Source organism: Bacteroides helcogenes P 36-108 (assembly GCF_000186225.1).
Classification (GTDB): Bacteria; Bacteroidota; Bacteroidia; order Bacteroidales; family Bacteroidaceae; genus Bacteroides; species Bacteroides helcogenes.
The window spans coordinates 450,897-467,053 of sequence record NC_014933.1 but is presented as its reverse complement, the minus strand read 5'-3'; the positions used below and the strand labels follow the sequence as shown (position 1 = coordinate 467,053).

Below are 16,157 nucleotides of genomic sequence, written 5' to 3'. Positions count from 1 at the left end.
TACGCTATTTCTTAAACTTATATATTTATGCACAACAAACTATTACTTTTAGCGGGCAGCTTGATGTTGCTCTGCTTCTCCGGCTGTAGCAAGGATTCTGCACCGGACAATGAGATGCCGATTCTGGCTACCGGCGGGGCTACAGATATTTTTCGCATAGGCGCAACGCTTTCAGGAACCTTGCAGAAGAAAGATGGAGCTATGGTAAAAGATTATGGAATTTTAATTTCTGAGCTGCAAAGTATGGTAGAATATACTGAATTGAAAGCCTCTTCTACAGAGAATAGTTTCAAAGTATTAGCCCAAGGGCTAAAGCCAGGTACGAAATATTATTATTGTGCTTATGCCAATAGCGGTTATAGTATTGGGCGTGGCGAAATAAAGGAGTTTACAACGACCGAAAGTAATGTTCCTGTATTTGGAGAATTGAGTCTGGATGGAAAGGATGAAAAAAGCTTCACGGTTTCTACTACAATTCTTGATGAAGGTGGAAGTGAACTGTCTCTCTCTGGCTTTTGTTGGAAATTGTTTAAAAATGATTCTGATGTCCCTACGGTGAAGGATGATGTGTGTAATGCATCAATGCAGGACGGTGTTCTTTCTATGCGTTTTAAAGATTTAATACCAGACAAGGATTATTTAGTTCGTGCTTATGGTATTAATGCAAAAGGTGTAGGTTATAGTAAAATGATGGTTGTATCAACTAATAATACGAATCTTCCAACTATATCTAGTATTGCATTGTTGGACTCCACGGCAGTAAGTCTTAATGTAAAGGCCAGCATTTTGAGTATGGGCGAATCAGAGATTACAGAAATGGGATTTTGTTGGAGTACAAAAACAGAAGAGCCTACCACGAATGACATGAAATATAATGCTATTGACCAAAAAGAACAGCCTTTTTTTACACATCTTATTTATGGTTTGCTCCCTGAAACAACATACTATATCCGTGCGTATGCGGTAAATAGTCGAGGAATAGGTTATGGGGATACTTATCAGTTTGTGACAAAAGAAAGGAGTGAACCGGGCATCTATACATTGGCAGACTTGTTGGACTTCCGCGATAGAGTTAATAACGGGGGGAGTTTGGCACTTTATATGAATGAAGATAAGGTGATTAATCTTTATTCAGATATTGATTTGGAGAGCATAGAAAATTGGGAACCAATTAAGCATATTGAAAGTGGATATACGTTTGATGGCCATGGCCATGTGCTGACTAATCTCAAGATAACTGAATATAGGCAAGAATGGAGCTATTATGGTTATGGTTTTATAAACCAAAATTGGGGAACGGTGAAAGATTTGCATATTGGTGAAGGAAGTCGTATAGCCTATACTCTCTATGAAAGTAGTAAAATGCCTGTTACCGACATGGGTGTGATTGGCACAATGAGAACTCCCTTTGGTCGTCCTTTGGCAAAAGTCATTAATTGTACATCAGCAGCAACAATCAAAATCATTTCGGACAGTGGATTTGATCACTTGAATATCGGTGGTATTGTTGGACAGAATGGTGCTAGTGTTATTCAAGGGTGTTCCAATACGGGAACGATTGATTGTACGAGTAAAAGTGCAGCGATAGGAGGAATATGTGGAAGCAACTACGACAAAGGAGAAATATTAGGATGCACCAATTGGGGTGCTATAGGTAAGGGCTATGAATGTTGGAATTTAGGTGGTATTGTTGGCTCTGCTCCTCATGGCAGCATTCAACAGTGTGTTAATATGGGGCAACTGAATGGAGGACCGGCGAATGCATGTGGAGGTATTTGTGGTAATGCAACTTATACTTCTAATAGTGGTGCTAAAGAGGTAGTGACCATTAATCAGTGCCGGAATGAGGGTGAAATTTTGAACGGTAAAACAAATGTAGGTGGTATTGCCGGATATGCAGATGCTTGTGTCACTAATTGTAGGAATATTGGGAATATTATATCTTCTGCGGTTTCCATTGGTAGTATTTGCGGTGAGGCAGAACATGAAAATACCTTCACGGGTAATATAAATGAAGGTACGGTAAATGGTGCTACTGGAAAAATGATTGGGATGGATCTTAGAGGACCGTCTCTTGAAAAGGCGATAATTAGTGATATAACTCAAACTGGTGCTCATGTTACAGCGAAGATACTGGATATAGGTGGGGCGGAAGTTAAAGAAAAAGGTTTTATTTACTACTATACAATATCTGAGTATGATTCTGCTATAAAAGTGGAATCTACTGTTGAGGGGAATCAGATTATTGTCTCTTTGAATAATTTGTCTCCTGGAACTAAATATTATATTTATCCGTATGCAGGAAATGGGACTGGGAAAGGGAACTTTAAATATAATTATGGTGAAAGAGTTAGCTTTACTACTTTACCATAATGAAATGTAAGGCATTGTTTCCCAAAGCTCTAAATGTGCAATTTGCCTTTTGAACCGTATGTCACGAATAAGGCCGTTTCTTCCAGAGCTCCGGCTGTATATAGCATAGGCGGCACTGCCCGTACCAGGAGCATCCGTGCCATTGGTGGCAAGCCAAGCATTGACGATATGTAGCCTCACCCGTTGTCATCGGTGTCCATCCGGATTCGGCGCTTACGTTTAGTCCCGCTTTTTGTCAAAATAATCCTCTGTGCGGACACATAGGTATCCTTTTTGAAAAAAAGATACTGACAGATGACACGGTTAGAAATATTTCTCTACATTTGCAACGCATAGAATGTTTGAATATTTAATAACAATACTAATCATTAAAAGAAGAATTACGATGAAAAAGAGTTTGTTTATCAGCGCTCTTGCAGCGTTTGCCATGATGCTTGTCATCAATGTTAGTGCACAAGAGAGAGCGACGGGAAAAGACTTCAAGGAATTGAAGAAACATGAGAAAGTTCTGGATAAGGGCTTGCAGAAAAAAGCAGTGAAAGAAGCGCGCAAGCAGGCCAAAAGTCTGGAAAAAGAAGGCTTCAAGACTCCGGTGGGCAGGCTGCCTTTGGCTCAACAACTTGAGGCTGCATGGGAAAAGCAGGCCGAACTCGATGTCAATGGAAATCCGTACTGGTATATCGCTTCTTCAAGAATTGTCGGCGCCAATCAGTCGTCTGCTGCCTTGCAGGCCACCAATGCCGCCAAGATAGACCTTGCCGGACAGGTACAGACCAAAGTGTCCCAATTGATCGAGGCTAAGGTGGCCAATGATGACATGGGGCAGGAAGAGGCCGCCAGCCTGTCAAGTGTGGTGGCTTCCAGCAAAAGTGTTATTTCCGCAACATTGGGACGCACGGTTCCTTTGACCGAAGTTTACCGGACGTTGCCCAACAAGAATGTGGAAGTCATGGTGACATTGGGTTACGACATGCAGTCTGCCAATCAGGAAGCCATCAAGGCCATCCGCAAAGAACTGGCCGGAAAGTCCGAAGAACTGGCCAAGGCATTGGATAAATTAGGGTATTAACCCCCGACGGTTTGCTTAAATTAGATTTCATGATGATACGGAAAGTGTTGCGCTTATTATGACATGATACTTATCAAATGATACGTTTTTTTATTAACTTCTCTAAATCTGTAAAAACAAGATGAAGAAGATGAAAGCATTGTCAGCAGCTTGCATCGCCGGCTTTTTGTCGGCGATGCCTCTTTGTGGGCAGAACATAGATAAAGAGTTCGAGGAATTCGAGAAAAAACAGCAGTCGGAATTCGAGGAATTTAAAAGTAAGGCGGACGCGGAGTTTGAAACCTTTCTGCGCGAAACGTGGCAGAAGTATGAAGCATTTGCACCGGTTCCGGCTCCGGTACGTCCTGAACCGCCTAAACCGGTGATATTTGACAAGACGAAACCATCCATGCCCCCGATGGCAATCAAGCCGGGTGCGCTGAAAGTGCCTGAGGCTCCTGTCCCTACTGTGGGCGATAAAGTTCCTGTGGGCGAAAGACATCCCGTCTTGCCGTTTATGGAAGATAAGCCTGCTCCCGGAGTGTATGTGCCCGGAAAGCCTTATACGCCTGTACTGGTGGCAGCTCCGGTGGTGAAGCCCGGAAGAACGGTGCTCCGCACCCCGATAGATTTTTATGGAACAGATTTTGAAGTGGCGACGGATGTGATTGAGGATTTTACATTGTCGGGAGACAAGGAAGCCAACGTGGCGGATGCCTGGAAAGGATTGTGCCAAAAGGATTATGAACAGTTGCTGAGTGACTGCATGACCCTTAAAAAAGAAAGGAATTTGAGTGATTGGGCTTATCTGCTCTTTACAAAGCGGATAGGTGAGCAACTCTACGGGAAGGAACGTACCGGCGAGGTCGTTTTCCTGCAAATGTTTCTACTCTGCAAGTCCGGCTATAAAGTCCGTCTGGCCAAGATAGACGATGGATTGAAACTGATGATTGCCACGGCAGGAACGGTCTATGCCACGCCTTTCCTGAAAATGGACGGTGACAAATACTATGTTTTCGAGCCGAACCCGAAAGGCTCTAAAAGCCTTTATACCTATCGCCAGAACTTTGCGGATGCCAAGAATCTGGTGTGCCTGAATATAGAACGCATTCCGGAATTTTCCGTGGAAGAACAGGAACGTGAACTTTCGCCTTCGGGCGGTGCGCTGAAGGTGCGGACGGTGGTCAACAAGAATCTGATGGATTTCTATCGTGATTATCCTCAGTGTGACGTGGTGATTCATTATAAAACTCCGATGAGTGAGGAGTTGCGTTCTTCCCTGTATCCGCAGTTGAAGAAAGCCGTTGAAGGAAAATCACAGAAAGATGCAGCCAACCTGCTGCTTAACTTTGTGCAGACTGCTTTACAATACAAAACGGACGGTGACCAATTCGGTTACGAGAAACCGAATTTCCCGGACGAAACATTCTATTATCCATATTGCGACTGTGAAGACCGTGCCATGCTTTATTCCATTTTGGTAAGAGATTTACTGGGATTGGAAACGATTCTGCTGGACTATCCCAACCATATAGCTTCCGCCGTACACTTTACCGAAAACATTCCGGGAGACTGTGTCGTGCTGGATGACGGTACTGAATTTCTGGTTTGTGACCCTACATATATAGGAGCTCCTATCGGAATGTGCATGGATCAATATAAGAATGTGGGACCGGAAGTGATCCGTTAGTGTTAAATATTACAATAATTGCAATTCAGGGTGATTTTACACTCTGAATTGCAATGTAGATATTGCAAAATTGTGTACTTTTGCGGCGTGAATGACACATGCCACCGATCTTTATACACAATTAAAATATCATGCAGAGATTAATTAACGAAATTCTTGAACGTGCGAAAGCCGATCGCCAACGCATTGTTCTTCCCGAAGGTACGGAAGAACGTACATTGAAAGCTGCCAATCAGATTCTGACTGACGGAGTTGCTGACTTGATTATCCTTGGAAATCCCTCTGAAATAGAGGCTTGTGCCAAAGAGTGGGGGTTGGGAAACATTCAGAAAGCCACTATTATCGACCCCGAAAACCATCCTAAGAAAGAAGAATATGCACAGTTGCTTTGCGAGTTGCGCAAGAAGAAAGGCATGACTATCGAAGAAGCCCGTAAGTTGGTGCTCGACCCGCTTTATTTGGGCTGCCTGATTATCAAGAACGGTGATGCCGACGGCCAGTTGGCAGGAGCCCGCAATACTACCGGCAATGTTCTTCGTCCGGCTTTGCAGATTATCAAGACTGCCCCGGGCATTACTTGTGTCTCCGGCGCCATGCTGCTGCTTACTCATGCGCCCGAATATGGAAAGAACGGTATTTTAGTGATGGGAGATGTTGCCGTGACCCCGGTTCCCGATGCCGGCCAGTTGGCGCAGATCGCCGTTTGTACGGCACGTACGGCTCAGGCTGTGGCAGGACTTGATCCTAAGGTGGCATTATTGAGCTTCTCTACCAAGGGGTCGGCCAAACACGAAGTGGTTGATAAGGTGGTTGAGGCCGTGAAGATTGCCAGAGAGATGGCTCCTGACATTGCCATTGACGGTGAATTGCAGGCCGACGCCGCATTGGTTCCTGAAGTCGGTGCAAGCAAAGCTCCGGGCTCTCCGATTGCCGGACAGGCAAATGTTCTGATTGTTCCGAGTCTTGAAGTGGGAAACATCTCTTATAAGTTGGTTCAACGCCTGGGACATGCCGATGCTGTGGGACCTATCTTGCAGGGTATCGCCCGTCCGGTGAACGATTTGTCACGCGGTTGCTCCATCGAGGACGTTTATCGCATGATTGCAATTACTGCCAATCAGGCAATCGCAGCTAAAAATAACGCCAAATAACTTATAAATCTGAATATACAATGAAAGTCTTAGTATTGAACTGCGGCAGCTCGTCCATCAAATATAAATTGTTTGATATGGATCATAAAGAGGTCATCGCTCAGGGTGGTATTGAAAAAATAGGATTGAAGGACTCTTTTCTGAAGTTTACTTTGCCTGACGGCAAGAAGAAAATCCTCGAAAAAGACATTCCTGAACATACCGTAGGTGTGGAGTTTATTCTGAATACACTGACCGATGCGGGATATGGAGCAATCAAATCTTTGGATGAGATTAATGCCGTAGGTCACCGTATGGTGCACGGAGGAGAGAAGTTCAGCAAATCGGTATTGCTGACAAAGGACGTTTTGGATGCTTTTACCGCATGCAATGATCTGGCTCCTCTTCACAATCCGGCCAATCTGAAAGGCGTAAATGCAATCTCCGCCATTCTGCCCGATGTGCCGCAGATAGGTGTTTTTGATACCGCTTTCCATCAAACCATGCCTGACTATGCATACCTGTACGCCGTTCCTTACGGTTTGTACGAGAAATATGGCGTACGTCGCTATGGCTTCCACGGGACTTCTCACCGCTATGTGTCACAACGCGTTTGTGAATTCCTCGGTGTACAATCCGAAGGAAAAAAGATTATCACCTGTCACATAGGTAACGGTGCTTCCATCTCTGCCATTAAAGACGGTAAGTGCATGGATACCAGCATGGGACTGACTCCGCTTGAAGGTCTGATGATGGGTACTCGCAGCGGTGACATCGACGCGGGTGCGGTGTCGTTCATTATGGAAAAGGAGAGCCTGGATGCCAATGGTGTTTCCAATCTTCTGAACAAGAAAAGCGGTGTGCTGGGCATTTTCGGGGAATCCAGTGATATGCGCGACTTGGAGGCTGCCGTGGCGGCAGGCAATAAGAAAGCCATTCTGGCGGAAAATATGTACTTCTATCGTATCAGGAAATATATCGGTGCATACGCTGCTGCCCTGGGCGGTGTGGATATTATCGTGTTTACCGGCGGTGTAGGTGAAAATCAGGCGAGCGCCCGTTGGGGAGCATGTGAAGGCCTGGAATTCATGGGTGTGAAGCTGGATGCCGGGAAGAACAACGTTCGAGGTGAAGAAACGGTTATTTCTGCGGAGGACTCCAAAGTGAAAGTCGTTGTGATTCCGACGGATGAAGAATTGGTGATTGCTTCGGATACACTGGCCATTCTGAAGGCCGAGTAATCCCGAAATCATATTCCTGACCGGGTAAGATAGAAAGCCGGAGGCAGCGAAGCTGTTCTCCGGCTTTTCATTTTTAACAGAATCTTCATCACTTAATGCTTTAAAATCTCTATCTTTGTTAGCCTTTTGATAGATATAGGCATTTTAAAACAATTCTAAATAAATGGATAAACTTTTATGAAACGATTAATGTATCTGTTGTTTTTTGTACTGTTGACGGGCGCTGCACATGCTCAACAGGCAAAATATGTGTTTTATTTCATCGGTGATGGAATGGGAGTAAACCAGGTGAACGGTACAGAAATGTATCTTGCCGAGAAAGAAGGGCGTATCGGTATAAAACCTTTATTGTTCGCTACATTTCCCGTAGCCGGTGTGGCTACCACTTTCTCCGCCACCAATTCCATTACCGACTCTGCGGCTGCCGGAACGGCTCTTTCCACAGGAGTGAAGACTTATAATTCCGCCATCTGTATGGACGGTGACAAGAATGTTCTCCAGACGGTTGCCGAAAAAGCCAAGAAAGCAGGAAAGAAAGTCGGTGTCACCACCAGTGTAAGTGTGGATCATGCCACTCCTGCTTCATTTTATGCGCATCAGCCCAGTCGCAGCATGTACTACGAAATAGCTCTTGACCTTCCGAAAGCGGATTTCGATTTCTATGCAGGCAGCGGCTTCCTGAAACCGACCACGACTGCCGACAAGCAAGAAGCTCCGAGCATTTTCCCTATTATCGAAGAAGCTGGTTATACCATTGCCAGAGGGCTTGAAGAATATAAAGCGAAAGAAGCAGATGCCAAGAAAATGGTACTTATCCAAAAAGAAGGTGCAGAACCTTCCTGCCTTCCCTATGCCATCGACCGCAGAGAAGGTGACCTGACCCTGGCCGAGATTACGGAAAGTGCCGTATCCTTTTTGACAAAGGGAAGCAATAAGGGCTTTTTCCTCATGGTGGAGGGCGGAAAGATTGACTGGGCTTGCCACAGCAATGATCCTGCCACGGCTTTTGAGGAAGTAGTGGATATGGACAATGCCGTTAAAGTGGCTTATGAATTCTATAAGAAACACCCCAAAGAGACGCTGATTGTGATTACTGCCGACCATGAAACCGGTGGTCTGGGGCTGGGGACTTCCAAGTATGAACTGCACTTGAAGTCTTTGACTAACCAGAAAGAATCACAGGATATGCTTTCACGTTCCATTACCGACTTGCGCAAGATGCGTAAAATCATCAATTGGGAAGAAGTGAAGTCTCTGCTTGGCGAGAAGATGGGATTCTGGAAAGAATTGCCGTTGACATGGGAACAGGAAAAGATGCTCCGTGATGCTTATGAGGAGTCTTTCGTAAAGAAAAATGTGGTGTTTGAAGAAAGTCTTTATGCCAAGACCGAACCGCTTGCAGCCGCAGCCCGCAAAGTGATGAGCCAGATTGCTATGGTAGGATGGACAAGTCCTAACCATACAGCAGGGTATGTGCCGGTATATGCGATAGGAGCAGGTTCAAACCTGTTTGCAGGCAAGATGGACAATACGGATATTCCGAAACGTATAGCAAAAGCTGCCGGATATAAATAATCCCTTGGGTAGCTTTGGAAAGAAAGAGGTTGTTTTCGAGAGAAGGCAACCTCTTTCTTTTGAAGTCTTACAAGATTGTTTCCCCTTCAATGAATTCTTCCAGAAACAAATTCTCGCCGTCGAAAACGGCATAGGAGAAAAAGTTTATCCAGTCTCCTAAAATCAGGACACGTGCCGTGGAGCTGAGCATCAAGTCAAGTTCGATATGGCGATGCCCGTAGATGAAGAAATTGATGTTGGGATGGCTTTTCAGATACTCTTTGGTGTAGAGCACTAAATATTCCTTATTCTCCCCCATGTAGTCGGGCTCTTTTCCATCTATTCTTTTTTGGCGGCTGTGCTTGGCCCATGTCAGTCCCAACTCCATGCTCCAGCGGGGATGCAGAGCAGAGAAGATGCATTGCAGTGTGGAGTTGCGGAACATGCTGCGTAGAAATTTGAATTTTTTGTCAGGATCTCCCAGACCGTCGCCATGAGCAAGGTAGAACTCCTTACCATAGATTTCGGTAGTAAGCGGTTCGCGATGGATGATGACACCGCATTCCTGAGTCAGATAGTCACCACACCAGATGTCGTGGTTGCCGGTGAAGAAGTGCACTTCCACTCCCATATCTGTCAGTTCTGAAAGTTTTCCCAAAAAACGGGTGTAGCCTTTGGGCACTACTGTTTTGAATTCGTACCAGAAATCGAACATGTCTCCTAACAGATACACGGCGTGCGCTGTGTGCTTTATACTGTCTAAGAAGTTGACCAATCTCCGTTCCTGGGTGCGTCCGTGCTCGATGGCACGTGAACCCAAGTGGGCATCTGAAAGGAAATATACATTCTTCATAATAGCATTCTTATTCTGTGGTCTGCCTAAAGGAATCCCAGTTCCAGTTTGGCTTCTTCGCTCATCATGTCCTTGTCCCATTCGGGCTCAAAGACAAGGTTGATGGTGGCGGATGTCACTCCGTCGATGGACTCTATCTTTTGGCGTACATCTTCCATGATGAAGTCGGCTGCCGGACAGTTTGGGGCAGTCAGTGTCATGTCGATGGTTGCTTCTCCATTGTCAGAGATGTCTATTTTATAAATCAGTCCCAAGTCGTACACGTTCACCGGGATCTCCGGATCAAATACGGTTTTGAGCATGGCTACTATTTTTTCTTCTGTTTCAAATCGGGTCATACGCGTGTGATTCTGGATTTAGTTTGGCAAAGCTAAAGAATTTAATCGAGACTACAAAGAAACGGGAGGGGAGCTTTATGGCCTGTTGTCGGGAACACTTCTTTTTCTACCGTTTCCCGGATTACTGACATGTGTTTCAGCCTAAGTACTTATGAAATAAACAGATGATTGATATGTTGAGATATTTATATAAGTTCTTCTTGAACTATATTTACTTTATAAAACAAGATATTGGTTGCAAATATACAATTTATTTTAAATATAAGAATATTTAAATGAACTTTTAATAATTTTCCTATTCTCATCTTTCTACTTTTGATTAATTAAAACATTTTATTTCCATTATCTGTCATATTTCTCTCAGGAATTGCGAATATGATAGTAGAATAAAAGAATGTGTTTTCCTCGAAAGGGGTACTCTTTTCTATACCGGTTTTTCTATGCCAGGAAACGCAATAACTTATTTTTTTGTTTTGATTTCGGATGAAAATCCGAACTATATACACTTGGTATTTACTATCTCCTTAATTTATTCAAAATGAAAGCCGAAATGAAATTATGAAATACATTCTCAGGTAGTTCTTTTTCAGAATAGATACTTCCGGGAGTGTATTTTTCATAATGAAGATGTCATCATTTTATTAAGTTCAAGAAGAACTTGGTTTATCTCTTTAAACGCATTTAAACGCAAGTTATATAGTTAACATTTTTATTAATCTTAATCCACATCGAGAAAATGAGAAAAACTTAGAAAACACTATCTCTTCAAGAAACAATTAAGCAAAAAACTTAGAAAAAACAAAACCTTTAATTAGTAAAAGTATTATGAGAAAAAGAATACTATTGGTAGCCCTTTTGGGAGGATATTTCCTTGGGGCACAAGCAGTAGAGGTTCCTGTTACGAATGAATCGGCCATTGTACAGCAAAGCGGAAAAGTGCAAGGCGTGGTGGTCGATGAGACAGGAGAGCCGGCCGGCGGCGTAACTATCCGGATAAAAGGCAAACCCGGACAAGGAACGGTGACTGATATTAATGGTAAATTCAGTATCAATGCTTCCTCAAAAGATGTCTTGGTTATTTCGTTCATTGGCTACACTACTCAGGAAGTTAAAGTAGGAAATCAGAAGAATTTGCAAATCAGACTGAAAGAAGACAATGCCCTGTTAGACGAGGTGGTGGTTACAGCTTTTGGTACAGGACAAAAGAAGGAAAGTGTTGTGGGCTCTATACAGACTGTACGCCCCAACGACTTGAAGGTTCCATCCTCTAATCTGTCCAACTCTTTTGCCGGACGTCTCTCCGGTGTCATAGCCTACCAGCGTAGCGGACAGCCGGGAAGCAACGGCTCCGATTTCTATATCCGTGGTATTTCCACTTTAAGCGGTATGACTTCACCGCTTATCATTCTGGATGGTGTAGAGGTGAGTTCGGCGGACTTGAATGCGCTTGATCCCGAAATCATCGAAGGCTTTTCTATTCTGAAAGACGCCACTGCCACCGCAATGTATGGTACACGCGGTGCAAACGGTGTGATGATTGTGACTACAAAAAGCGGAGCCGACCTGGAAAAACCTATTATCGGCGTGCGTGTGGAAACCAATATCACTACCCCGACCAAGATACCGAGCTTTGTGGACGGATATCGCTATATGGAACTGTATAATGAGGCCGTCAACAACGAAAAAACGGGTAATATCCTCTATACGCAGGAACAGATTGACAATACACGTAGCGGCGCAAATCAATACATCTGGCCTAATGTGGATTGGTATGGATCACTGTTCAAGGATATGGCTTTCAACCAAAAGGCGAACTTCAACATCCGTGGCGGTACGAAGAAGATCACTTATTTCATGAATGTAGGAGCGAACCACGAAACGGGTATGTTGAAGAACGAAGCGTCCAAATACTTCTCCTATAAGAACAACATTGACCTGATGAAATATACCTTCCAGAATAATATTGACTTTCACATGTCCAAGACTTCAACCATCTCTTTGCACCTGAATGTGCAGTTGAATGACTTGACGCAACCTAATACATCGGTAGGTAGCCTCTATTCGGCCGTAATGAACTCCAATCCGGTGGACTTCCCCATTGCTTATCCGGCAGACGGAGTAAACAACTGGGTTTATTGGGGTGCATACGCCGGTGGTAACGATCAGGGAGCAGTGAACCCTATGGCAAGCTTGACCAACGGCTATACCGATATTTTTGAAAGTACCGTGATGGCGAACATTGATTTCGAGCAGAAGTTAGATTTCTTGCTCAAAGGTCTTCGTTTCAAGGCTTTGTTCTCTTATAAGAATTACAATAAGACTACTACCAAACGTTCGCAAGGCATCAACCGCTATACTTTGAGTGGATATACGCAAAATGCAGACGGCACTTATGATTTGAATGTGACTCCTTTCGGTTCGTCCAATCCTACAAAGCCGGTATTGAGCACTACCTCGGAGGTGGGTGGCGATCGCCGTATCTATTTCCAGTCTTATCTGGACTATAACCGCAAGTTTGGCGACCACAATGTCAGCGGAATGGTGCTTTGGAACATCGACCAGTACGACAACAATGCTCCCTCTGATTTGGTGGCTTCTCTTCCGCGCCGCAAGATGGGATTTGCCGGACGTGCGTCATACGACTATGCCAACCGCTACATGCTGGAGGTGAATGCCGGTTACAACGGTTCCGAAAACTTTGCCAAAGGGCATAAATGGGGCTTCTTCCCCTCCGTTGCCATAGGATGGAATGCCAGCCAGGAGCGCTTCTTCGAACCGCTGAAGGATGTCATTTCCAGCTTGAAGCTTCGTGCTTCCTACGGTTTGGTAGGTAATGACCAATTGCTGAATTCAAGTGGCGCCCTTATCCGGTTCATCTATATGTCCGACATTACGTTGCAGGGTGACAATGCGGGCTTCATTACCGGAGACAGGCAGCAGGTTTCCTTGAATGGCCCGGTATATACCCGCTATCAGAACAATGACCTGACGTGGGAAGTAGGCGAGAAGCTGAACGTGGGACTCGACCTGCAACTGTTCCATGCCTTGAACTTCACGGTGGACGCTTTCCGCGAAATCCGTCGCGACATTTTCCAGCAACGCTATTCTATTCCTAACTATCTGGGTACAGCAAGCACGGCTGTTTACGGCAATCTGGCCAAAGTGAAGAATTACGGTTTTGACCTGTCATTGGACTATGGCAAGCAGATAAACAAGGATCTTGCCATCCAGTTTAAGGGAACATTCACTTTTGCGCGCAATGAGATATTGGAGTATGACGAAGCTCCGGGCGTGCGCCCTGCACTTTCCAATGTCGGAAAGAAGCTGAATACAATCTATGGTTATGTGACCAACGGACTGTATATTGACAAGGCCGACATCGCCAACAATGCCACCTCTACATTGGGTAACATAGCCATTGCTCCGGGTGACATCAAATACGTGGATCAGCCTGATAAAGACGGCAACTATGACGGAAAGATCACCAGTGACGACCGTGTAGCGATGGGCTATCCCACGGTTCCTGAAATCGTTTACGGTTTCGGCCCGTCCATCTCTTACAAGAATTGGGACTTCTCCTTCTTCTTCCAGGGTGTGGCCAACACTTCGCTGATGATATCCGGTTTTGCTCCTTTCGGAACACAGTACAACCGTAACGTCCTGTCGTGGATTGCCGATGACTACTGGTCTGCCAGCAACCAGAATCCCAATGCCGCCTATCCGCGCCTGACCAAGAACGACAATAATCACAATACCCAGGCATCCGACTATTGGCTGCGCAACGGCGCTTTCCTGAAGCTGAAGAATGCGGAAATAGGCTTTACTTACAAGAAAGCCCGGTTCTACGTAAGCGGTGTCAATCTGCTCACCTTCTCACCGTTCAAACTGTGGGACCCTGAAATGGGTGGAGGTAAAGGATTGAGCTATCCTACACAGCGCACTTTCAACATCGGTTTCCAATTGTCATTTAAATAACCTCCTAAAACGAACAGATATGAAAAAGTTCAATAAAATATTTATCGTGATGGTCTGCTTGCTTTCGGGATTTATGTCCTCCTGCGACTATCTGGACGTAGTTCCCGACGAGAAAGCGACCGAGAAAGATGCCTTTGAAGATAAAGATGCGGCCAAGCGCTTCATCTATTCATGCTATGCATACGTTCCCAATCCGAGAAACGGTACGGGTTCTTTGGATCTCTTTACTGGCGATGAAGTGGTGACGGCATTCGAGCACGAGACGTTCGCCGCTTTCCCCAAAGGCAATTATTCGGCTTCAAATCCTGTAATTTCATACTGGAACTCATTGTTCCAGGGCATCAAGCAATGCTACATCCTGCTGAACAACATAGATATGGTTCCGGCACTGGAAGCATCCATAAAGGCGGACTACATTGCGCAGGCCAAGTTTCTGATAGGCTACTATCACTTCTTGCTGGTGCGCAGCTATGGCCCTGTCATTCTGGTAAAGGAAGAACCCTCACTTGTAACTCCGGCCGATCAATATGCCGCCCGTTCACCCTACGATGAGTGTGTGGACTACGTGTGCCAGATGCTGGACGAAGCGGCTGAAGGCCTGCCCGCCACCCGTCTCAATGAGAACTACGGATTGGCTACCAGCGTAGCGGCCAAAGCCATAAAGGCCAGAATGCTGCTTTATGCCGCTTCTCCCCTGTTCAACGGTAACAGCGAGTTCTATGCCGACTTCAAGGATAAAGAAGGAAATCCGTTGATGCCCCTCACTTACGACGCCAACAAGTGGCAGAAGGCAAAGACGGCCTACGAAGATGCCATCAAGGTGGCCGAGGCCGCAGGATATGCCCTTTATAATAACACTGGTTATATGCTGAACGGATATGACAACCTGGAACCCACCGACCCCGTGCAACACACTTTGCGCTATACGGTCATCGAACCTGCCAATAAGGAAGTTCTTTGGGCGGACTGCCGTTCGGAAGGTGCATACAGCATACAGAACAAGTCATTGCCGTTCTGCAATGGTTCTGCCTATAACGGTGTGTCGCCTACACTGACCATGCTGAAGCGTTTCTATACCAAGAACGGACTTCCCGTGGATCAAGACCCGGATTTCCCGAAAGGCAACGGCATCTTTGAAGTGACTACTCTGGGTGAAGAAAATGCCAATATCGGCGATCCGGAGGCCAAGACTATCCGTTTCAATCTGGATCGTGAACCCCGTTTCTACTCATGGGTGGCTTTTCAGGGAGGCTTCTATGAAATTATGAGCGCTTCGGACGGTAACGGCGCTTACCAGAACGATGCCAGCTATAACAAGTTCAGTGATGATGAATCAGGCAAGTTGGTGTGCGATTTTGTCATTGGCGGCAATACCTCACGCCAGCCCAAAGGAAGCAGCTTGCGCACCAACAACTATTCTCCTACCGGCTACCTCAATAAAAAGGGAGTAGTGCCGGGCTATAATGTGCGCACTTCATTATACTATCCTCCTTTCTATCCGTGGCCCGTTATCCGCCTGGCCGAGCTTTATTTAGGATATGCCGAGGCTTGTGTGGAATGCAACAGTCTGGACTTGGCCAAGACCAACTTGGACAAAGTGCGTACGCGTGCCGGCATTCCTACGGTAGAAACCTCCTGGAACGGTATTGCTACTCTGGACCAAAGCAAACTGCGCGAAATCGTCCGTCAGGAACGTACCATTGAGTTCTATCTGGAGAACCAGACTTTCTGGGACTTGCGCCGATGGAAACAAGCCGAGCAATATTTCGGCGTGAAGGTTAGGGGCATGAATATCATAGGCAACACCATTGACGCGTTTGCCCAGGAAACGGAAGTTTCCTTTGAACGTAAGTTCGAGAGCCCTACCCAATACCTGATGCCTGTTCCGTTGACAGACATCAACCGAAACATGAATCTGGTTCAAAACCCCGGTTATTAATTAAAACAAAATGAAA

The 16,157-nt window shown here is 45.4% G+C and carries 11 protein-coding genes; 9 read left to right on the top strand and 2 right to left on the bottom strand.

Features of this window, described 5'->3' with window-relative positions; translation table 11 throughout:
• Positions 1–27 precede the first annotated feature (27 nt).
• From BACHE_RS01870 to BACHE_RS01845, 7 genes are all read left to right on the top strand, one after another.
• Positions 28–2,373, top strand: a complete 2,346-nt coding sequence (locus tag BACHE_RS01870) for a GLUG motif-containing protein (protein ID WP_013546003.1) — start codon at positions 28–30, stop codon at positions 2,371–2,373.
• 33 nt (positions 2,374–2,406) lie between these two features.
• Positions 2,407–2,547 (top strand): hypothetical protein, encoded by a 141-nt coding sequence (locus tag BACHE_RS17480; protein WP_187289281.1) that lies wholly within the window; start codon positions 2,407–2,409, stop codon positions 2,545–2,547.
• A 211-nt stretch (positions 2,548–2,758) separates the two neighbouring features.
• On the top strand, positions 2,759–3,442 hold the full coding sequence (locus BACHE_RS01865) for a hypothetical protein (RefSeq protein WP_013546002.1): 684 nt from the start codon (positions 2,759–2,761) through the stop codon (positions 3,440–3,442).
• A gap of 121 nt (positions 3,443–3,563) precedes the next feature.
• Positions 3,564–5,111, top strand: coding sequence for a hypothetical protein (locus BACHE_RS01860; protein WP_041579118.1), 1,548 nt, complete (start codon positions 3,564–3,566; stop codon positions 5,109–5,111).
• Between the two features lie 131 nt (positions 5,112–5,242).
• Complete coding sequence (gene pta, locus BACHE_RS01855) at positions 5,243–6,262, top strand: phosphate acetyltransferase (protein WP_013546000.1); 1,020 nt, start codon at positions 5,243–5,245, stop codon at positions 6,260–6,262.
• Between the two features lie 20 nt (positions 6,263–6,282).
• Complete coding sequence (locus BACHE_RS01850) at positions 6,283–7,482, top strand: acetate kinase (RefSeq protein ID WP_013545999.1); 1,200 nt, start codon at positions 6,283–6,285, stop codon at positions 7,480–7,482.
• A gap of 177 nt (positions 7,483–7,659) precedes the next feature.
• Positions 7,660–9,057, top strand: coding sequence for an alkaline phosphatase (locus BACHE_RS01845; RefSeq protein WP_013545998.1), 1,398 nt, complete (start codon positions 7,660–7,662; stop codon positions 9,055–9,057).
• A 67-nt stretch (positions 9,058–9,124) separates the two neighbouring features.
• On the opposite strand, the gene BACHE_RS01840 is transcribed toward BACHE_RS01845, so the two are convergent.
• Complete coding sequence (locus tag BACHE_RS01840) at positions 9,125–9,889, bottom strand: UDP-2,3-diacylglucosamine diphosphatase (protein ID WP_013545997.1); 765 nt, start codon at positions 9,887–9,889, stop codon at positions 9,125–9,127.
• Between the two features lie 26 nt (positions 9,890–9,915).
• Entirely contained in the window at positions 9,916–10,227 is a 312-nt protein-coding gene (locus BACHE_RS01835; RefSeq protein WP_013545996.1) for a metal-sulfur cluster assembly factor, read from the bottom strand.
• Between the two features lie 825 nt (positions 10,228–11,052).
• On the opposite strand from BACHE_RS01835, the gene BACHE_RS01830 reads away from it, so the two are divergent.
• A complete protein-coding gene (locus BACHE_RS01830; RefSeq protein ID WP_013545994.1) occupies positions 11,053–14,202 on the top strand; it encodes a SusC/RagA family TonB-linked outer membrane protein in 3,150 nt (1,049 codons plus the stop codon).
• Positions 14,203–14,221: 19 nt separating this feature from the next.
• Positions 14,222–16,141 (top strand): RagB/SusD family nutrient uptake outer membrane protein, encoded by a 1,920-nt coding sequence (locus BACHE_RS01825; RefSeq protein ID WP_013545993.1) that lies wholly within the window; start codon positions 14,222–14,224, stop codon positions 16,139–16,141.
• The last annotated feature ends 16 nt before the right edge of the window (positions 16,142–16,157 follow it).